Annotated in this window: 15 protein-coding genes; 8 read left to right on the top strand and 7 right to left on the bottom strand. The window is 68.9% G+C overall.

Going from position 1 to position 19,444, the window contains the following annotated elements; translation table 11 throughout:
* The 5 genes from DMC18_RS17925 to DMC18_RS17905 form a co-directional block, all read right to left on the bottom strand.
* The coding region (locus DMC18_RS17925; RefSeq protein WP_146218121.1) for a type IV secretion system protein at window positions 1–661 on the bottom strand (661 nt) is incomplete at its 3' end.
* Window positions 658–3,123, bottom strand: a complete 2,466-nt coding sequence (locus DMC18_RS17920) for a VirB4 family type IV secretion/conjugal transfer ATPase (protein ID WP_110119445.1) — start codon at window positions 3,121–3,123, stop codon at window positions 658–660. The genes DMC18_RS17925 and DMC18_RS17920, both read right to left, overlap by 4 nt.
* 10 nt (window positions 3,124–3,133) lie before the next feature.
* Window positions 3,134–3,418: a type IV secretion system protein VirB3 gene (locus DMC18_RS17915; RefSeq protein ID WP_110119444.1), complete on the bottom strand. Its 285-nt coding sequence runs from the start codon at window positions 3,416–3,418 to the stop codon at window positions 3,134–3,136.
* A 6-nt stretch (window positions 3,419–3,424) separates the two neighbouring features.
* Window positions 3,425–3,715: a TrbC/VirB2 family protein gene (locus DMC18_RS17910; RefSeq protein ID WP_110119443.1), complete on the bottom strand. Its 291-nt coding sequence runs from the start codon at window positions 3,713–3,715 to the stop codon at window positions 3,425–3,427.
* Window positions 3,712–4,329 carry a lytic transglycosylase domain-containing protein gene (locus tag DMC18_RS17905; RefSeq protein WP_110119442.1) on the bottom strand — a complete coding sequence of 206 codons (618 nt, stop codon included), beginning with the start codon at window positions 4,327–4,329 and terminating at the stop codon, window positions 3,712–3,714. The genes DMC18_RS17910 and DMC18_RS17905 overlap by 4 nt, the downstream gene beginning before the upstream one ends.
* A 203-nt stretch (window positions 4,330–4,532) precedes the next feature.
* Here DMC18_RS17905 and DMC18_RS17900 point away from each other — a divergent pair, with 203 nt between their 5' ends.
* From DMC18_RS17900 to DMC18_RS17865, 8 genes are all read left to right on the top strand, one after another.
* Window positions 4,533–5,468 carry an intradiol ring-cleavage dioxygenase gene (locus DMC18_RS17900; protein WP_110119441.1) on the top strand — a complete coding sequence of 312 codons (936 nt, stop codon included), beginning with the start codon at window positions 4,533–4,535 and terminating at the stop codon, window positions 5,466–5,468.
* 3 nt (window positions 5,469–5,471) lie between these two features.
* Window positions 5,472–6,938 (top strand): phospholipid carrier-dependent glycosyltransferase, encoded by a 1,467-nt coding sequence (locus DMC18_RS17895; RefSeq protein WP_110119440.1) that lies wholly within the window; start codon window positions 5,472–5,474, stop codon window positions 6,936–6,938.
* Between the two features lie 77 nt (window positions 6,939–7,015).
* A complete protein-coding gene (locus DMC18_RS17890) occupies window positions 7,016–8,041 on the top strand; it encodes a LacI family DNA-binding transcriptional regulator (protein WP_110119439.1) in 1,026 nt (341 codons plus the stop codon).
* 326 nt (window positions 8,042–8,367) lie between these two features.
* Complete coding sequence (locus tag DMC18_RS17885; protein ID WP_110119438.1) at window positions 8,368–10,560, top strand: TonB-dependent receptor; 2,193 nt, start codon at window positions 8,368–8,370, stop codon at window positions 10,558–10,560.
* An 83-nt stretch (window positions 10,561–10,643) separates the two neighbouring features.
* Window positions 10,644–12,620, top strand: coding sequence for a glycoside hydrolase family 3 protein (locus DMC18_RS17880; RefSeq protein WP_110119437.1), 1,977 nt, complete (start codon window positions 10,644–10,646; stop codon window positions 12,618–12,620).
* A gap of 12 nt (window positions 12,621–12,632) precedes the next feature.
* Window positions 12,633–14,831: a beta-glucosidase gene (locus tag DMC18_RS17875; RefSeq protein WP_110119436.1), complete on the top strand. Its 2,199-nt coding sequence runs from the start codon at window positions 12,633–12,635 to the stop codon at window positions 14,829–14,831.
* A gap of 14 nt (window positions 14,832–14,845) precedes the next feature.
* Entirely contained in the window at window positions 14,846–16,417 is a 1,572-nt protein-coding gene (locus tag DMC18_RS17870) for a carboxylesterase/lipase family protein (RefSeq protein WP_110119435.1), read from the top strand.
* A 1-nt stretch (window position 16,418) separates the two neighbouring features.
* Window positions 16,419–16,643: a hypothetical protein gene (locus DMC18_RS17865; RefSeq protein WP_110119434.1), complete on the top strand. Its 225-nt coding sequence runs from the start codon at window positions 16,419–16,421 to the stop codon at window positions 16,641–16,643.
* Here DMC18_RS17865 and pip read toward each other — a convergent pair.
* The gene (pip, locus tag DMC18_RS17860; protein ID WP_110119433.1) at window positions 16,640–17,725 is read right to left on the bottom strand and encodes a prolyl aminopeptidase; all 1,086 of its coding nucleotides are present in this window, start codon (window positions 17,723–17,725) and stop codon (window positions 16,640–16,642) included. The two genes, DMC18_RS17865 and pip, sit on opposite strands and share 4 nt — an antisense overlap.
* Window positions 17,726–17,845: 120 nt before the next feature.
* Window positions 17,846–19,444, bottom strand: a 1,599-nt coding sequence (locus DMC18_RS17855) for a TonB-dependent receptor domain-containing protein (RefSeq protein WP_146218120.1), incomplete at its 5' end; no start/stop codon positions are given.

Here is a 19,444-nt window from a genome sequence, read left to right as displayed (position 1 = left end):
CGCGCCGTGCAGGTTCGACAACTGCTCGGCGTGCAGCTTCACGGGCAGGCCGTGGGCGCGTGCGGGGAAAGAGCGCCAGCACGACGAACACGGGGCCGACCGCCAGCAGCACCGCCAGCACGATGCGGGCGACGATCAGCAGGCCCGCCGTGCTGATCAGCAGCATCAGGGCGCTGGCCCAGGTCAGCTTGACGGCCGTCTGCACCTGCGGGTCGTTGGCCGGCCCGGCCTGGCCGAGGTCCTTGGCCAGATCGGCCACCTGCTCGAACACCACGTCCAGCCGCGCGGCGAAGGCCCGGGCCGCGCCGTGCGGCGCGCCCAGCAGGGCCGAGGCGATCTGGTCGGGTCCGCCGGTCAGCAGGCCGTAGACCACGGCCTGATAGGCCGGCCAGGCGGTTGCGAAGGTCAGGACGAGGCCCAGCACCACCATGCGCGGCGTCAGGGTCGAGAGGCCCAGCCGCGTGCGGCCGGTGATCAGGCCGTAGGCGACGAAGGCGACATAGATGGTCAGCAGCCCGGTCAGGGTGGCGCCGAACACGCCGCTCATCCCGAACAGCCGGCCATAGCCGGCGCTGACCGCCAGGTTCAGCTGGCAGTCCAGCGCCGCCATGCCGTCGGCCAGGCCGCCATCGGCGGTCAGCAGGGCGGGGCAGGCGCTCACGACACCGCGCTCCGCAGCGGGATGATGTCCTCGCTGGCGGCGGCGATGACGGCCACGGGCGTCGGCCCGGGATAGGGCGTCCCGGTCAGCTCCTGCCACCAGAAGGCCGGGTGGTCGCCCAGCCGGCGACGCAGTTCGTCCAGGCGGCGCACCGTGGTTTCGCGGCCCGACAGCACGGTGACGATCTCCGGCATGTCCGACAGGTCCAGCCTGGCCACCACGCTGTGGGCGCCGTGCTTGACCAGGAAGCAGCGGGCGTGGGCGGGCAGGGCGCGCACCAGGTCCAGCTCGTGCTCGGTCAGGCCGAAGCCGTCGGCGTAATCCTCGGCCTGGGCGCGGGGATTGGGCATGAAGATCTGGGTGGCGGCCTGCTCGATGATCGCCGTCGAGACCTGGCTCTCCAGCGCGTCGCGGGCGCTCTGGGTGCCGAAACCCAGGATGGCGTTGCGCTTGCGCAGGGTCTTCATCCAGTCGCGGATGCGGGCGGCGAACACCGGATCGTCCAGGGCCTTCCAGCCCTCGTCGATCAGGATCATGGTCGGCTCGCCGTCCAGCCGCTCCTCGACGCGATGGAACAGGTACATCATCGCCGGGGTGCGAAGGACGGGCGAGTCCAGCAACTGGGTCATGTCGAAACCCAGCACCTTGGCGTCCAGATCCAGGCGGTCGGTCTCGTTGTCGAACAGCCAGGCCTGCGGACCCTCGCCGCACCAGGGCGCCAGCCGCGCGGCCAGGTCCCCCGGCGCGGGACGGCGACGGCCGCCCAGCAGTTCGCGGAAATAGCGCAGGCGGCGGAAGGCCGGATCCTGGTCGTAGTTGGCGTCGACCGCGCCAGCGACCAGCGCCGCCTCGTCCGGCGTCAGGGTCTCGCCCGAACCGCAGGCCAGGCGGGCGATCCAGTCGCGCAGGAAGGCGCGGTTGACCGGGCTGTCGGGCAGCTGCAGCGGGTTGAAGCCGGTCGGCTCGCCTGGCCGCAGCACCGAATAGCCGCCGCCGATGGCCCGCACGAAAATCTCGGCCCCACGGTCCTTGTCGAAGATCACGGTGCGTGGGCGAGCCTTCTGGGCCTGGGCGGCCAGGAAGTTCATCACCACCGTCTTGCCCGAGCCCGACGGGCCGATGATCGTGAAGTTGCCCAGGTCGGCGGCGTGGAAGTTGAAGAAATAGGGTGTGGCCGAGGTGGTCTCGAGCACGGTGATCGCCTGGCCCCAGTGCACGCCCTTGGCGCGGCCGGTCGGGAAGCTGTGCAGCGAGGCCAGGCTGGCGAAGGCGCCGGTCGAGATCAGGGCCCGGCGTGCGCCATAGGCCTCGTTGCCCGGGAACTGCGCCCAGAAGGCCGGCTCCAGGCCCAGGTCCTCGCGCACCGCTACGGCGCCCAGGTCGGCCAGGGTCGAGAGGCAGGCCGCGGCCGCGCCGTCCAGGCTGGCCAGGTCCGGGGCGCGGACCAGCAGGCTCATCTGGTGCTCGCCCAGCACCGAGCGTCCGGACGACAGGTCGTCCTTGGCCTCGACCAGGCCTTGGCGCAGGCTGGCGCCGTCGTCGTCGGCGGCGCGGAACCGGCGCAGGGCGGTGTCCACCCGCTCCAGCCCGATCTGCCGGTCGACGAAGGCGAAGCTCTCCGACAGGGTCATCTCGAAGGGCAGGCGCAGCAGAGCGTCCAGCATCCCCGGCGCGGCCGAGGGCGGATAGTCCTTCAGCGACAGGATCGCCGCGTAGTCCTTGCCCTCGCCGAGGTCCGAGCGCTCCAGGGCGTCGAGCCCGAAGCTGACCCGGCGATAGGGCAGGTGGTGGCCGACGTCGCCGGCGGGCCACAGCATCGGCCGCAGTTCGCCGTTGAACAGGGCCGACAGGAATTCCAGCGGCTCGGCGCAGCGGCCGGCCGGGGTCTCGTAGCTGGCCAAAACGCGGGGACCATAGGCTTGCAGGGCGGCGCTCAGCGCCTCGCGGGCGGCGTCGAGGTCGCGCAGGTCGCGGGCTTCCTGCGCCTGGCGGGCGGTCTCGCCCATGCCGGCGTTCAGCAGGCGGGCGGCGCGGTCCACCAGGCCCGCCTTGCCGCGCGCCGGACGGTGCAGGATGGTCAGGAACAGGTCGTTGACGAACAGGCTGCGGCCGGCCATCCGCGCCTGCCAGCGCTGGTCGATCATCCGGCAGACCGGGTCGGAGAAGCTGGCCGTCAGTCCCGCCTGCACCCGCCGGCGCAGGATGTGGTGGCGGACCACGAAGCGCGAGCCGCCGATCGCCCGCAGCGCCGCCTCGCGCAGGGCCTGGCGGTGGTTCAGCTCCTCGGTGTCGGCGGTCTCGAAGGCGAAGCCTTCCAGGTGCAGCACCTGCATCAGCGAGCCGTCGCGCAGGCGCACGGTGCGCTCGTCGATCAGGCCGTCATAGGGCAGGCGGTCGCCGGCGCGCTGTTCGCCTTGCGTCCAGGCGGCGAAACCGGTCCAGTTGGGCTTTGCGCGGGTCATGGCCATGCTCTCAGGGGGCGTAGCTGTTGCAGCGCCAGCGGCGCCAGTTTCCGACGCGGGGGCACTTGCTCACCCGCGTCAGCCACAGATCGAAGATCCTCGGCTCCTTCAGGCAGGCGACGTAGCCGATCGCGTGCACCACGACCGCGACGATCAGCGCCCAGAACGAGCGGGTCACCAGGAAGGCTTCCGTCGTCACGATCCCGTTGATCACGAAGAAGCTGTAGGTGACGCCGGCGAACATCTGCGGCTGGGTCAGGGCGCGGAAGATCGGGGTGCGGACGAGATCGGCCATGGCGGTTCAGCCCGCCGCGGCGCGGATGCCCGCGACGATGGTGCCGGCGCCGAACAGGATGAAGCAGCCCAGCACCACCGTGGCGCCGAACCGCCAGTTCATCCGGCCGGTCAGCATGAGAAAGCCGACCATGGCCACGGCGATCACCGCCACGGCCGTGGCGACGTTGCCCAGCAGCGTGCCCTGCACCCAGGCCACGGCGTTGGCGATCGGCTGGGCGCCCTGCGGGCTGGCGAACGCCGGGGCCGAGACGGCCAGGGAAGCGGCCGTAACAGCAGTGAACAGGCGGGCGGTCATGGGGCTTCTCCAGAAAAGGCAGGGGGAGCGGCGGCCTTGGCCAGCCGGTCGAGATTGGTCGCCACGTAGGCGCGGGTTTCCTTGAAGGGCGGCACGCCGCCGTACTGCACCACGCGGCCGCCGCCGGCGTTGTAGGCGGCGAGAGCCAGGTCCACGGCGCCGTCGAAGCGGTCGAGCTGGGCGCGCAGGTGGGCCGCGCCGCCCATGATGTTCTGCGCGGGATCGGTCGGATCGACGCCCAGCGCGCGGGCGGTGGCAGGCATCAGCTGCATCACGCCGATCGCGCCGGCTGGCGACACGGCCTTGGGGTCGTAGCCCGACTCCGAGCGGGCGACGGCGTCGATCAACGCGGGGCTGAGGTCGTAGCGCGCGGCCGCGGCCAGCACGGCGTCGCGATAGGGCGCGGGGATGTTCGTGTTTTCAGCGAGCGGGGCGGGGGCTGTTCCGACAGCCTGGGGCCAGCCGCCGCCGACCCTGCGCACCGCGCCGTCGTCTTCAATCTGCAACACCTGCGCATGGGCCGCGCCGGTCGCGACCAGCGCCAGGCCGCAGGCGGCCGCCAGCTTTCGCGATTGCTGCTGAAAAGTACGGAATCTTTGCGGTTCCCAACCCATGCAGCCAGTATTGGGAGGTCAAGTCGTCCGCAATTTGTCGTTATGTATTGGTTTTGTATCGCCTTTCGGGGTGCTGATACGCCCGAAATACCCATCCGGCATATTTCCAGCGAATTACACTGTTTCAAAAGCAGGACGCCGAAGCGCCGGCCCGAGCAACGCGGGCGGCAGCTCGGGCGCACGCACGGAGGAGCAGCGACATCATGCACGACGACCACCCCATCGAAGAGCACGATCTGGGCCTGCAGCATGACCTGGCGATCATGACCGCTCGCATCGTCGAGCGTCGCCGCATGCTGGCCTGGCTCGCCACGGGCGGCACGGCCGCTCTAGTGGCTGCCTGCGGCGGGGGCGGCGGTTCCAGTTCGAGCGGTTCGACCTCGTCTTCTTCGTCGAGCAGCAGCTCGAGCTCCAGCTCGTCCAGTTCCTCGAGCTCCAGTTCCAGCAGCAGTTCGTCGAGCTCGTCCTCGGTCAGCAGCTGCATCGCCGACCCGACCGAGACCAACGGGCCCTATCCCAGCGACGGCTCCAACAGCGTCAACGGCACGGTGTCGAACATCCTGGCCGTCAGCGGCGTGGTGCGCAGCGACATCCGGTCCAGCTTCGGCAGCTCGACGACCACGGCGCCGGGCGTGCAGCTGACCCTGACCATCACCCTGGTCAACACCAACAACAGCTGCGCGGCGCTGTCGGGCTACGCCATCTACATCTGGCACTGCACGCGCGACGGCAACTACTCGCTCTATTCCAGCGGCATCCAGAGCGAGAACTACCTGCGCGGCGTGCAGGTGACCGACAGCAACGGCCAGGTGACCTTCACCACCATCTATCCGGGCTGCTACTCGGGCCGCTGGCCGCACATCCACTTCGAGGTCTATCCCAGCCTGGCCACGGCCACGGGCTACGCCAACCGGGTGCTGGTCTCGCAGTTCGCCATGCCCAGCGCGATCAGCGACACGGTCTACGCCGGGGCCACCGGCTACAGCGCCAGCGTCACCAACAAGGCGGCGATCACCATCGCCAGCGACAACGTCTTCGGCGACAACACCAGCGCCCAGATCGCCGCCCAGACGCCCAGCCTCAGCGGCAGCGTGTCGGCGGGCTACACCGGCACGGTCGTGGTCGGCCTGGCGGTCTGACGCATGACCGTGGGGGCGGGAGGAGCGACGGCGAAGGAGCGATGGCTGGCGACCCTGCTGGTCGCCGTGCTGTCGGCGCTCGTCCTCGTCCCGCGCCTGGGTTCTCCTGCTCAGCCGACCTGGGACGAGGCCTACTATCTCACCTCGACCCAGCGCTACCTGGAGGGCACCGCCCAGTTCGCCTCGCACCCGCCGCTCGGCCTGATGCTGATCGCGGCGGGCGCCCTGGTCGTCGACGACAACCAGGACCTGCCGGTCCATCGCCTGGCCGAGACCAAGTCGGTCAAGGGCGAGGAGGTGCCCGTCGGCTACAGCTACTGGGGCGTTCGCGCCGCCTCGGTGCTGTTCGGCGTGCTTGGGGCGGCGCTGTTCTTCCGGCTGGCCCTGGTGCTGACCGGCGGCCGCCTGGGCGCGGCCCTGGCCTTCGCCAACCTCTACATCTTCGACAACGCCCTGGCCGTGCAGTTCCGGGCCGGGCACCTGGACGCCTTCCAGTCGGCCTTCCTGCTGGCGGCGCTGCTGGTCCTGGCCATCGCCGCGCGACGGGGGCGACCCAGGCTCGTCGAGGCCCTGGCCTTCGGCGGCCTGATCGGTCTGGCGGCGATGGTGCGGCTGAATGCGCTCGTCCTGGCGCCGATCGGCCTGCTGCTGCCGGCGCTCGTTTTGCGCGGATCCCGTCCGTGGCGAACGGCGACCGTTCACGCCGGCGCCTTGGCTGTCGGCGGCCTGGCGGCGATCGTGGCGACGATGGTCGTCCATCTGGCGGTCGCGCCCCTGCCGCCGATGCGCGGCGAGCCGGCCGGCGCGCGCGACGCCGCCTTCGTCTCGCCGACCTATCGAGCCTTCCTCGAAGGACGGCGTTCGCTGTCGCCGGCGGTGGTCTGGGCGGCGGGCGCGGACTATCGGCGCTACATCGCCGGCGATTTCGCCGGCACGCCCAAGGCCGACCCGAACGGCTCCTCGCCCCTGGCCTGGCCGGTGATGGGCGGGGCGATCAACTACCGCTGGGACAGCGACGGCCACACGACCAGCTATCTGCAACTGGCCGGCAATCCGGCGGGCTGGACGATCGGGCTGCTGGGTGTGCTCGGCGCGGCGGTGCTGCTCGTCCTGCGCGGGGCGCGAGATGACGAGGCGACCGCGCGTCGCCGCCTGATTCTGACCCTGCTGGCGGGGTGGGCGATCTTCATGGCCGCGCACTTGATGTTGGCTCAGCAGAGGGTCCTGTACCTCTATCACTACTTCCCGGGGCTGCTGCTCAGCTGGGCGCTGGCGGTCCTGGCCTTCGAGGAGGCCTGCGCCCGCTGGCCGGTCTTCGCGTGCCGGCGCGGCCTGCTGCTGGCGGGCGGGGCGGGTGCGGTGCTGCTGGGCTTCCTGTTCTACGCGCCCTTCACCTATCACCGCCCCCTGACCCACGCGGCCTGCGCCGCCCGGACCCTGCTGGATCCCCGCGTCGTCGATTGCCGTTAGGGCAGGGCTTGCGAGGTGATCGCGTCGCCCGCTACCACAGGCGTTCGCGGTCGTCCGCGAAGGGCCGAGCGGGACGCATGAGCGACATCACCATCGTCGATATCGCCAAGCAGGCGGGCGTCTCGATCAAGACCGTCTCACGGGTGATCAATCGCGAAGAGGGCGTCGGTCCCGAGACCCGCGCCCGGGTCGAGGACCTGATCACCAAGCTGGGCTACCGCCCCAACGTCTCGGCCCGCTCGCTGTCGAGCCGTCGCAGCTACCTGATCGGCGTGGTCTTCATGCGGGTCGGCGCCTACCACTATGTCGCCGAGGTCCAGGTCGGGGCCATGCGCGCCTGCCGCCGGGCCGGCTACCACCTCGTCATCGAACAGGTCGACGACCTGGGGCAGGGCAGGGGGCCCACCTTCGCCGAGGCGCTGAAGGCCGGACGCTTCGACGGTCTCGTCCTGACGCCGCCGATCTGCGACGACCCTGAGATCCTGGCGACCATCGAGGCCCAGGGGCTGGCCTATGTGCGTGTCGCCCCCGGTCGCGACTTCGGCCGCTCGCCCTACGTCTTCATGGACGACCAGCAGGCCGCCCACGACATGACCGCCCGCCTGTGGGATCTCGGGCATCGGCGGATCGCCTTCATCGATGGCCCCGCCGACCACGGCTCGGCCCGCCGCCGGCGCGAGGGCTACATGACCGCCATGGCCGAACGCGGCGCGCGCGTGCGGCCAGAATGGATCGCCAACGGAGACTTCATGCCGCTGTCGGGCTTGGAGGCCGGTGACCAACTACTGTCGCTGTCCGAACCGCCGACCGCGATCTTCGCGGCCAACGACGCCATGGCCCTGGGCGTGATCTCGGCGGCGTCCAAGCGCGGCCTTTCCTTGCCGCAGGACCTCACCGTCGTCGGCTTCGACGACGGTCCGCTGGCGGAATCCTCCTGGCCCAGCCTCACCACCGTGCACCAGCCGATCGCCGAAATGGCCGAGGCGGCGGCGCAGATGCTGATCGAAGGATTCGGCGACCCCCGTTTCCGCAACCGCACGGCCGCCAGGCAGCTCGACTATCACCTCGTGGAACGCGGCTCATCGTCGGCTCCGAAGTCCTAGGCTCTCGGGCTGGTTGAGGTGAATTGGGGCCGGTTTCTTTAAGTATTGGGAATTTTAAATCCCCTGTTTCCTGCGATTTTGCGATCAAAATTCCAGACAGCGGTGTCTTTGGAAAATGGTATAGACAACGTTGTCGTATCGTGATGTCAATCTACGACAACGTTGTCGTCGTCGGGACATCCCGCCAGCGCAGCGTCGGCTCAAGCCCCGGGACAAGGGGCGGAGGAAACATATCCCGGACGTCCAAACGGCGCCGGGAACCGGCTGGAACCGGCGGCGCGAAAGCGTCGATCCGTCGTCCGGTCCGCGCAGGAAAGGGGACAGACATGCGCACCATGCTCTTCGCTTCGGCCGCCCTGGCGGTCGTCTGCTTCAACGCGCCCGCCGCCTTCGCCCAGGAAGGCGAAGCCGTGCAGCTCGACGAGGTCGTCATCACCGCTCAGCGGCGTAGTGAAAACCTGCAGAAGACCCCGCTGACCGTCTCTGCGGTCACCGGCGACAAGCTGGAATCCCAGGGGGTCAAGACCGTGGTCGACCTGGCCAGCCAGGTGCCGGCCCTCCAGATCACCAACAGCGGCGCCGGCACGGCCCAGGTCTTCCTGCGCGGCATCGGCAGCACCAACACCACCGAGGTCGGCGACCCGGCGGTGGCCTACCACATCGACGGCATCTACCAGGCCCGCGCCACCTCGCTGGGCGCGCTGTTCTACGACATCGACCGGGTGGAAGTGCTGCGCGGCCCGCAAGGCACGCTGTATGGCCGTAACGCCACGGCCGGCGCCATCAACGTCATCACCAAGAAGCCTGTGCTCGGCGAGTACCAGGGCGCGGGCTCGCTCGACGTCGGCAACTACAGCGCCATCACCACCTCGGGCATGATCAACGTGCCGCTTGGCGAAGACCTGGCCGTCCGCGCCTCGTTCCAGCAGAGCCGCCACGACGGCTACGTCAACGCCATCAACGCCGGACCCGGCACCGGCGGCAACGACCGCTACGACCAGGACGACAAGTCAGCCCGCGTGCGGGTGCTGTGGAAGCCCAGCGACAGCTTCTCGCTGCTGGTCAACGCCGACTACCTGCACCAGGGCGGCGCCGGCGGCGGCGATCAGACCTATGGCACCACCAAGGTCACCGGCGATCCCTGGACCTGCTACTGCGCCACCAACATCTATCGCAACAACCGCTTCTTCAGCACCGGCGCCGAGGCCAACTGGGAGCTGGGCTTCGCGACCCTGACCTACCTGGTCGGCTACAACTTCTCCAAGCTCGACCGCAGCGGCGAGAACGCCAGCACGGGCGCGCCGAACTACTTCCTGGGCAAGGACTACACCTGGTCGCACGAACTGCGCCTGGGCGGCGACACCGGCAAGCTGAAGTGGGTGGTGGGCCTCTATCGCTTCACCGAAGACAACAACGTCGACTTCCGCGTCTTCCTGGCGACCAACTCGTACCTGTCGTTCATCCAGCCCGAGATCACCGCCGAAAGCATCGCCGTCTTCGGCCAGACCACCTACGAGGTCACCGACCGGTTCCGCGTCACCGGCGGGCTGCGCTACACCGAAGACAAGAAGGGTCGCACCGGCGGCACCTACCTGACCAATTCCAGTGGGGCGATCGTCTCGACGGTGGTGGCCAATATCGCCAGCGCCAAGTGGGACGCCACCAACTGGAAGATCGGCGCCGACTTCGACCTGACCTCGACCTCGATGCTCTATGCGAACATCGCCACGGGCTACAAGGCGGGCGGCTACTACGACGGCGTCACCGACAACGTCTACGCGCCGGAGAAGATCACCTCCTACGAGGCCGGGGTGAAGAACCGCTTCCTCGACAACCGCCTGCAGGTGAACGCCACGGCGTTCCTCTACGACTATCGCGACTTCCAGGTCAGCGCCCTGGGCACCATCGGCGGCCAGGACGCCACGGTCACCCTCAACGCCGACAAGGCCAAGATCTACGGCCTGGAGTTCGAGACCAACCTGGCGATCACCGAGCACGACCGCATCGACGCCACCCTGGGCTGGCTGCACGCCGAATACACCGACTTCGTGCTGCCGCGCGGGGACTCGTTCTCCAACAACAGCGCCAATGCGTCGGTGGCGGCCTGCTACACGACCAACTACTCGGCCGCCGCGCCGCGCTCGACCGACTTCTCCGGCTGCCGCATGGCCCGCACGCCGGAGTGGAGCATCAATCTCGGCTACCAGCACATCTGGGAACCGAGCTTCGGCGGCACCCTGACCGGCCGGATCCAGAGCCACTACGAAAGCGCCAAGAACCTCGAGTACCACGGCTTCGCCCAGAACCGGGAAGGGGCCTTCACCAAGACCGACGTCAGCCTGACCTACGCCAGCGCCGACGATCGCTGGACCCTGCAGGGCTATGTCCGCAACCTTGAGGACGACGCGGTCCGCACCGCCTCGTCGCCCAACTCGACGACGGGCCTGGCCACTAACGGGGCCGGTGAATACTACGCCCCGCCGCGCACCTACGGCCTGCGTCTGGGCGTGACCTTCTAGCCTTCTTTACTTCCCCCTCGCGCCCGGCGGACCCTGCCCGCCGGGCGTGCTTTGTTTTTCGTGTTCGCAAGCGAGTTTAGCCGATGATCCTCGACCGCCGCCTTCTGTTCCTGGCCGCCTCGGCCGCGATCCTCGGCGGTGCGGCCTCCGCCGCACCTAAGCAACCCGAACTGGGCGTCCGCGACGGCAAGGTCATCACGGTCGACGGCCTGAAGTTCCGCGACCTCGACCGCGACGGCAAGCTGGAGCCCTACGAGGACTGGCGGCTGTCGCCCGAGGCGCGCGCCGCCGACCTGACCCAGCGCATGACGCTGGACGAGAAGGCCGGCCAGATGATGCACGGAACCCTGCCGGCGACCGGTCCTATGGGCGTGGCCGGCATGGGCTCGGGCTACGACATGGCCAAGGCGACGCCGCTGGTCATCGACCGCCACGTCACCACCTTCATCACCCGCCTGGCGGGCGCACCGGCCTTCCTGGCCGAGCAGAACAACGCCATCCAGGCCGTCGCCGAGAAGGGCCGCCTGGGCGTGCCGGCGACGATCAGCACCGATCCGCGCCACCACTTCCAGTTCACGGCCGGCGCCAGCGTCGAGGCCGGCGGCTTCTCCAAGTGGCCCGAGGCCCCGGGCCTGGCCGCCATCGGCGATGCGGCGCTGGTGCGGCGCTTCGGCGACGTCGCCCGCCAGGAGTACCGCGCGGTCGGCATCCGTCAGGCCCTGTCGCCGATGGCCGACCTGTCGACCGAGCCGCGCTGGCCGCGCACCAACGGCACCTTCGGCGAGGACGCCGACCTCGTCGGCAAGATGACCAAGGCCTACATCCAGGGCTTCCAGGGCGGCGACACCGGTCTGGTCGCGAACGGCGTCTCGGCCGTGGTCAAGCACTGGGTCGGCTACGGCGCTTCGGCCAAGGGTTTCGACGGCCACAACAGCTACGGCCGCTACGCCGTCTTCCCCAAGGGCCAGTTCGACCTGCACGTGAAGCCGTTCGACGAGGCGTTCTCGGCCGGCGTCGTCGGCGTGATGCCGACCTACGCCATCCTGCAGGGCGTCTCGCTCGAAGGCACGGCGCTGGAGCCCGTCGCCGCCGGTTTCTCCAAGCAGCTGCTGACCAACCTGCTGCGCGGCAAGCACGGCTTCAAGGGCGTGGTGGTGTCGGACTGGGCGATCACCAACGACTGCGGCGAGACCTGCCGCAACGGCTTCCCGGCCGGCGTGCGCCCCGGCTTCGAGGGCTTCTCCACCGCCTGGGGCGTCGAGGATCTGGCCAAGGTCGACCGCTACGCCAAGGGCGTCAATGCGGGCCTGGACCAGTTCGGCGGCGTCGAGGATACGGCCGAGCTGGTGGCCGCGGTGAAGGCCGGCAAGATCACGGAAGGCCGCATCGACGAGTCCGTGAAGCGCATCCTGGTCGTGAAGTTCGAGCAGGGCCTGTTCGAGAATCCCTATGTCGATCCCAAGGCCGCGACGGCCGTGGTCGGCTCCAAGACCTTCGTCGCTGAGGGCCAGGCGGCCCAGAGCGCAGCTTTGACGGTGCTGGAGAACAAGAACGGCCTGCTGCCGCTGAAGGCCGCCGGCCGCAAGGTCTGGCTGAAGGGCGTCTCTCCCGAGGTCGCCAAGGCCCACGGCCTGACGCCGGTCGACGACTTGGCCCAGGCGGATCTGGCCATCATCCGCGCCGCCACGCCGTTCGAGACCCTGCACCCGAACTACACCTTCGGCAGTTTCCAGCACGAGGGCGACCTGTCGTTCAAGGACGGCAATGCCGACTACGAGGCGATCAAGGCCGCCTCGGCCAAGGTGCCGACCATCGTCAGCGTCTATCTCGACCGCCCGGCGATCCTGACCAATGTCCGCGACAAGGCCGCCGTGCTGATCGGCGACTTCGGCGCCAGCGACGAGGCCTTCCTCGACGCCGTGACCGGCAAGGCGCACGCTCGCGGCAAGCTGCCCTTCGAACTGCCGTCGTCGATGGCCGCCGTCGAGGCCCAGGCCGAGGACGCCCCGCACGACAGCGAAAAGCCGCTCTACCCGATCCATTACGGCCTGACCTACTGAGGACCCGCGACCATGATCCGTCTGACGACCGCCGCCAGCATCGCGGCCCTCTCACTGGCCGCCGGCGCCGCTCAAGCTCAAGCCCCCGCCCAGCCTTGGATGAACACCAAGCTCTCGCCCGACGAGCGCGCGGCCCTGCTGGAAAAGGAACTGACCCTCGACGAGCGCATCGGCCTGGTGCACGGTCCGATGTCGATGCCGATCTTCGGCATCAAGAAGCCCGAGGGCGCGATCGGCTCGGCCGGCTACATCCCTGGCATCCCGCGCCTGGGCGTGCCGGCCCTGCAGGAAAGCGACGCCAGCCTCGGCGTCACCAATCCGCTGGGCGTGCGGCCCGGCGACGGCGCCACGGCGCTGGCCTCCGGCCTGTCGCTGGCCGCGACCTTCAACAGCAAGCTGGCCTATGAGGGCGGGGCGGTGGTCGGCCGCGAAGCGCGCGCCAAGGGCTTCAACGTCCAGCTGGCCGGCGGCGTGAACCTGGCTCGCGACCCGCGCAACGGCCGCAACTTCGAATATCTCGGCGAAGACCCCTGGCTGGCCGCCAACCTGGCCGCCGCCCAGATCAAGGGCATCCAGGACCAGGGCATCGTCTCGACGATCAAGCACTTCTCGCTGAACGGCCAGGAGACCAGCCGCCACTTCGCCAACTCCATCATCGACGAGGCGGCCCATCGCGAGAGCGATCTGCTGGCCTTCCAGATCGCCGTCGAGAAAGGCCAGCCCGGCTCTGTGATGTGCGCCTACAACCTCGTCAACGGCGACTACAGCTGCGGCAATCCCCACCTGCTCAACGACGTCCTGAAGGGCGACTGGGGCTACAAGGGCTGGGTGATGTCGGACTGGGGCGCGGTCCACGCCACCGACTACATCCTCAAGGGCCTGGACCAGCAGTCGGGCGAACAGCTCGACGCCAAGATCTGGTTCGGCGAGCCGCTGAAGGCCGCCGTCGAGAAGGGCGAGGTCCCGGCCGCGCGCCTGGCCGACGCCAGCCGCCGCATCCTGCGCTCGATGTTCGCCGCGGGGCTGTTCGACAAGCCGGTGACCCCGGGCGGGGCCATCGACTATGACGCCAACGCCGAGATCGCCCGCGCCGCGGCGACCGAGGGCGTTGTGCTGCTGAAGAACCGCGAAGGCCTGCTGCCGCTGGCCAAGAGCGCCAAGACCATCGCCGTGATCGGCGGTCACGCCGACGCCGGCGTGCTGTCGGGCGGAGGCTCTTCCCAAGTCGTGCCCCCAGGCGGCGCCAAGCGCGTCGTGCCGCTGGGCGGCGAGGGCATGATGGGCCCGTTCCGCAGCCAGTACTTCAACGGCTCCTCGCCGCTGGCCGCGATCCGCAAGAGCGCGCCGGACGCCAAGGTCACCTTCGACGACGGCCGCTACATCGCCTCGGCCGTGGCCGCCGCAAAGGCCGCCGACGTGGTGGTGGTGTTCGGCAACCAGTGGATGGGCGAGGGCGAGGACGCCTTCGATCTCTCCCTGCCCAACGGTCAGGACGAACTGATCGCCGCGGTCACGGCCGCCAACCCCAACGCCATCGTCGTGCTGCAGACCGGCGGTCCGGTCTCCATGCCCTGGCTGAACAACGCCGGCGCGGTGGTCGAGGCCTGGTACTCTGGCGCCAAGGGCGGCGAAGCCATCGCCGACGTGCTGTTTGGCGCGGTCAATCCGTCGGGCCGCCTGCCGATGACCTTCCCGGCCTCGCTGAGCCAGTATCCGCGCGAAGCCCTGCCGGGCCGCGGCCTGCCCGAGAAGACCCAGTTCGACGTCAACTACACCGAGGGCGCGGACGTCGGTTACCGCCGCTTCGCCGCCACTGGCGACAAACCGCTGTTCCCGTTCGGTTACGGCCTGTCCTACACCTCGTTCGCCTATTCGAACCTGAAGGTGGAAGGCGGACAAACGGTCACGGTCAGCTTCGACGTCGCCAACACCGGCAAGGTCGAGGGCAAGGACGCCCCGCAGGTCTATCTGACCGGCGCGGCAGGCAAGCCGTTGCAGCGCCTGATCGGCTTCGACAAGCTGGCCCTCAAGCCCGGCGAGACCCGCCGCGTCACTCTGACCGCCGATCCGCGCCTGCTGGCCAGCTTCGACGCCAAGGGTCATCGTTGGGTCGTCACGGGGGGCGACTATCAGGTGGCCGTCGGCGCCTCGGCGACCGATCTGGCCCTGAAGGGCGCCGCCAAGGTCAAGGCGCGGACGCTGAAGCCGTAGGGGAGGGCGTAGTGATGAAGTCTCTGGTTTCCGGCCTGGCGCTGGCGCTCGCCGTCGGGCTTCCCGTTCTCGCGGGTCCCGTGGTCAAGACCACGAACGGCCCCGTCGAAGGCGTCGAGGCCGGTCCGGTCGCGGCCTTCAAGGGCGTGCCCTTCGCCGCGCCGCCGATCGGCCCTTTGCGCTGGCGCGCGCCCCAGGTCCCCAAGGCCTGGACCGCCGTCCGCTCCGCCGCCGAGTACGGCCCCGACTGCGCCCAGAACCCGTTTCCGGGCGACGCCGCGCCGCTCGGCGTCAAGCCGGCCGAGGACTGCCTCTATGTGAACGTCTGGACGCCGAAGGACGCGATCAAGGCCAAGGCGAAGAAGCCGGTCATGGTCTGGATCTACGGCGGCGGTTTCGTCAACGGCGGCTCCTCGCCGGCGGTCTACGCCGGCGACCGCTTCGCCCGCGACGGCGTGGTGCTGGTCAGCTTCAACTACCGGGTCGGCCGCTTCGGCTTCTTCGCCCACCCGGCGCTGTCGGCCGAGAACGCCGACGGCGGCCTCTTGGGCAACTACGCCTTCATGGACCAGATCGCGGCCCTCAAATGGGTGAAGGCCAACATCGCCGCTTTCGGGGGCGATCCGGACAACGTGACGATCTTCGGGGAGTCGGCCGGCGGCATGTCGGTCCACGCCCTGCTGACCACGCCCCTCGCCGAGGGCCTGTTCGACAAGGCCATCATCCAGTCGGGCGGCGGCCGGCCGCGCCTCCTGCCGTCGCTGCCGATCAAGGCCGCGCCGGGCGAGCGCTCGGCCGAGAGCGTCGGCGTCGCCTTCGCCGCCAAGGCCGGCGTGACCGGGGAGGGGGCTGAAGCCCTCGCGGCCCTGCGCGCCCTGCCGGCCGACGCGGTGGTTGACGGCCTGAACATGGCCACCTCCGGCGTTCCCACCTGGAACGGCGGCCCGATGGTCGACGGCAAGCTCGTCACCAAGCCGGTGCTCGACGCCTACGCCGCCGGGGAGTGGACCAAGACGCCGGTCCTGGTCGGAGCCACCGGCGCCGACGGCTTCTTCTTCGGCGGCACGCGCGACCAGGTCTTCGCCCCGTTCGGCGACAGGCGCGCCGAGGCCGAGACGCTCTACGACCCGACCGGCGACGGCGACATCAAGATCTATGGCTGGAAGGCCGCCGGCGACCGGATGTTCATCGAGCCGGCCCGCGAAGTCGCCCGCACGCTTTCAGCTCAAGGCGCGCCGGTCTGGTCGTTCCGCTTCTCCTACGTGGCCGAAAGCCAGCGCAAGGAGTGGTGGAGCGCCCCGCACGCCACCGAGATCCCGTTCGTCTTCGACACCGTCGACGCCCGCTACGGCGCGGCCCTGACCCCGGCCGACGCGGCCGCCGCCAAGGCCGCCCACGCCTACTGGATCGCGTTCGCGACCAAGGGAACGCCCGAGGCGGCCGGCCAGCCGGCCTGGCCGAAGTACGACGCGGCGGGCGACGTGATCATCGACTTCACCAATGACGGCGTGAAGGTCGGTCCGGATCCGGCGAAGGCGCGCCTCGACCTCGTCCAGGCGACCACGCCGCCGTCGGCGGGGAAGTGACATGGCTGAGCGTCTGGCCGACGCGGTGATCGACCGCGAGACCTTCCTGGCCCTGCGCCGGGTCCTGCCGGCGGCCACCAAGGCCTGCCTGCAGGACACCTTCGGCATCAGCGAGACCACCTGGGTCAAGCTGCGCGACGGCCGGCCGGTCAAGCGAGCGACGCTGGACCGGCTCTTGGAGCGCTATCGGCGGATGTGCGGCGAGACGAGCCGCAGGGCGGCTTAGATCCGAGGCAGCCCATCCATGATCGCCGTCAGGGCCAGAACCGTCTGGCCCTCCATGGCGCTGTGGCCCGCGTCGGTCTTCACGTAGCTGGCCGGCGGCGCGCCGACCTCTTCCAGCGCCGCGACCAGGCGCGAGGCCTGCGACAGCGGGCAGACCTGGTCGAAGCGGCCGTGGACGATGTGGATGTCGAGACCCTTCAGCGCGCCCGCATTGCGCACGATGTAGTCCGGCTCCAGGAACAGGCCGTTGGCGAAGAAGTGGGCCTCGATCTGGGCGAAGCACAGGGCGAAGTCGGCTTCGCCGAACTTTCCGGCGTCGGCGTTGTCGGGGATCATGTTCGAGATCGTGCCTTCCCAGACCGACCAGGCCACGGCGGCTTCGAGCTGGCGACGTCGCTCGGCCTCGGTCGCCGGGACCATGTCGAAGATCGCCTTGTAGGCGCCCATGATGTCGCCCCGGTCTTCAGGCGCGATCACCTCCACGAAGGCCTTCCACTCGTCGGGATAGGCGATGTAGGCGCCCGGTTCGGTCAGGGCGTAGGGCGTTTGGGTGAACGCCGCCGCATTGCCCTGGTACATGTAGAGCAGGTCTTCGGTCGCGCCGAGGAAGATGCCGCGCAGGATCAGCGAGGCCACCTTGTCTGCGTGGCGGATGGCGTAGGTCAGCGCCAGGGTGCTGCCCCGGCTGCCGCCGAACACGTGCATGCGGCCGGTGATCCCCAGCGCGTCGCGCAGCCTGTTGATGTCGTCGACCAGATGGTCGGTGGTGTTGTGGGTCAGGGCGATCTGCGGGCCGGCCGAGGCCACGGTCGGCTGGCTTTTGCCGCAGCCGCGCTGGTCGAACAGGATGACGCGATAGCGGTCGGGATCGAAGAAGCGGGCCATCGGCGGGGCGCAGGCGCCGCCGGGGCCGCCATGCAGGAACATCACCGGCTCGCCGTCCGGATTGCCGTATTCTTCCCAGTAGAGCTTGTGGTCGGGCGCGGTGTCGACCTGCAGCAGGCCGCTCTTGCTGGCGGTCGGCTGGGCGTATTTCCACTCGGTGGTGACCTTGCTGGTCGTGCGCAGCGTCGAGAAATTCATGACCGGTCTTCCGTAAGCGACTCCGTAAGGGTGGCTTACCAGTTCGGCCGGATCGAGGCTTGCAGCAAATGACCCTGGCCGCGCGCACTGGGGCGGCGCGCGGCCAGGGCTTTCAAATGCTTAGTACTTGTAGGTGAAGCCCATGAAGAAGCGGCGACCGAAGTAGCCCTGCTCGATCAGGCGGATGTCGCCGGCCGTCGAGACTTCTTCTTCCTTGGTCAGGTTCTTGCCTTCGACGAAGAGCTGCAGACCCTTCGGGCCCGGCTTCCAGGTGACCTTGCCGTCCAGGTAGCCGGTCGGCTCCTTGAACACCGGCTGGCCCGAGGTGTCCGCCGCCGACGACAGGTACTTCGAACGATAGTTGTAGGCGATACGGGCGTTGATCGGACCCTTGTCGTACCAGACCGTCAGGTTGGAGCTGCTCTTGGACAGGCCCGGGAACGGCAGCGGCGAGCCGTCGAGCGTCGAATAGAGCTCGACGTCCTTGGCTTCCTGGTAGGTGTAGTTGGCGTCGACGCCGAAGCCGGAGAACACGCCCGGCAGCCAGGTCAGGGCTGTCTTGCCGGTCAGTTCCAGGCCCGAGATCTTCGCGCCCTGGCCGTTGATGTAGGTGTTGTAGTTGTAGAGCACGCCGTCGCCATAGACGTCGACCTTGCCGATCAGCGTGCGCGAACTGACGTAGAACGACTTGATGTCCTTGTAGAACAGACCCAGCGACAGCTGGGTGTCGCTGTTGGGGTACCATTCGAACGACAGGTCGTACTGGTTGGCGCGATAGGGCTTCAGGTTCGGATTGCCGGCCGAGCAGCTGGGCTCGTCGAATTCGCCATTGGCGTCCGGCGAATTGTCGGTCGTGCAGCTGACCGTCGGCATCAGATAGTCCATCCGCGGACGAGCCATCAGCTGGGCGAAGCCGGCGCGAGCCGACAGCTTATTGGGCTGAAGCCACAGGCCCACGTTGAAGCTCGGAAGCCAGACCGTGTAGTCCTTGGTCATGCTGGCGATCGAGTTGCTCAGCACGTAGGTCGTCGAGGTGCCGCCATTGGTGGCCGCATAGGTCTCGCTACGGGTCTGCGCGCCGGTGCCGGTGGTCTTGGTGTGGACCCGGCGCCAGCCGAAGTTGCCCACCACGTCGTAGTCGAACAGCGGGAACTCGTAGTTGAACTTCAGGTACAGCGCGTCGGTCTGTTCCTGGATCTGATAGGGGATCTGCTCGTAGGTCTTGCCGTCGTTGCCGGTGGTGGTCGTCAGGTTGTTCAGGTTGAAGTGCGACGTGTCGAGGTACTGGGCGACCTGGTTGAAGTTCGGATAGAGCCAGGTCGAGGGCAGGGAGCCGCCGCCGTAGTAGAAGGCGTCGGGCAGCTGGGTCATCGCCTGCGAGAACACCGCGTTCGAGAACGCCCGCGACCAGGTCTCGGTCGTCGACCAATAGCCGGTGGTGTAGGCCGCCGAGGCGGCGGTCGGGCTGGTCTGGTCAGCCGTCTGGGTGCTCAGGATCGTCGCCGTCGAGTTGACCGCATTGGTGTAGATTACGGTGTCGTCGGCGGTGGAGTAGTCGTTGGTCCCGCCGTCGATGATGTAGCCGCCGTAGCCGTAGCCCTTGGTCGAGAAGTCGGTGCCGCGGCCGCCGAACTCGATCTTCTTGATGAACGGCAGGTTGGTCTCGTAGTCGAAGTCCAGCTTGTACTGCTTCTCTTCCGAGGCCGAGTTCGACGGACG

This window comes from Caulobacter sp. D5 (assembly GCF_003185805.1).
Classification (GTDB): Bacteria; Pseudomonadota; Alphaproteobacteria; order Caulobacterales; family Caulobacteraceae; genus Caulobacter.
This window is presented reverse-complemented; position numbering and strand designations above follow the sequence as displayed.

Excerpts from the sequence above, each read along its gene's own strand:
- DMC18_RS17895 (WP_110119440.1), top strand. The coding sequence starts at position 5,472 with ATGACCGTGGGGGCGGGAGGAGCGACGGCGAAGGAGCGATGGCTGGCG.
- DMC18_RS17915 (WP_110119444.1), bottom strand. The coding sequence starts at position 3,418 with ATGGCCGATCTCGTCCGCACCCCGATCTTCCGCGCCCTGACCCAGCCG.
- DMC18_RS17885 (WP_110119438.1), top strand. The coding sequence starts at position 8,368 with ATGCGCACCATGCTCTTCGCTTCGGCCGCCCTGGCGGTCGTCTGCTTC.
- DMC18_RS17870 (WP_110119435.1), top strand. The coding sequence starts at position 14,846 with ATGAAGTCTCTGGTTTCCGGCCTGGCGCTGGCGCTCGCCGTCGGGCTT.
- pip (WP_110119433.1), bottom strand. The coding sequence starts at position 17,725 with ATGAATTTCTCGACGCTGCGCACGACCAGCAAGGTCACCACCGAGTGG.
- DMC18_RS17920 (WP_110119445.1), bottom strand. The coding sequence starts at position 3,123 with ATGACCCGCGCAAAGCCCAACTGGACCGGTTTCGCCGCCTGGACGCAA.
- DMC18_RS17880 (WP_110119437.1), top strand. The coding sequence starts at position 10,644 with ATGATCCTCGACCGCCGCCTTCTGTTCCTGGCCGCCTCGGCCGCGATC.
- DMC18_RS17900 (WP_110119441.1), top strand. The coding sequence starts at position 4,533 with ATGCACGACGACCACCCCATCGAAGAGCACGATCTGGGCCTGCAGCAT.
- DMC18_RS17890 (WP_110119439.1), top strand. The coding sequence starts at position 7,016 with ATGAGCGACATCACCATCGTCGATATCGCCAAGCAGGCGGGCGTCTCG.
- DMC18_RS17905 (WP_110119442.1), bottom strand. The coding sequence starts at position 4,329 with ATGGGTTGGGAACCGCAAAGATTCCGTACTTTTCAGCAGCAATCGCGA.
- DMC18_RS17865 (WP_110119434.1), top strand. The coding sequence starts at position 16,419 with ATGGCTGAGCGTCTGGCCGACGCGGTGATCGACCGCGAGACCTTCCTG.
- DMC18_RS17875 (WP_110119436.1), top strand. The coding sequence starts at position 12,633 with ATGATCCGTCTGACGACCGCCGCCAGCATCGCGGCCCTCTCACTGGCC.
- DMC18_RS17910 (WP_110119443.1), bottom strand. The coding sequence starts at position 3,715 with ATGACCGCCCGCCTGTTCACTGCTGTTACGGCCGCTTCCCTGGCCGTC.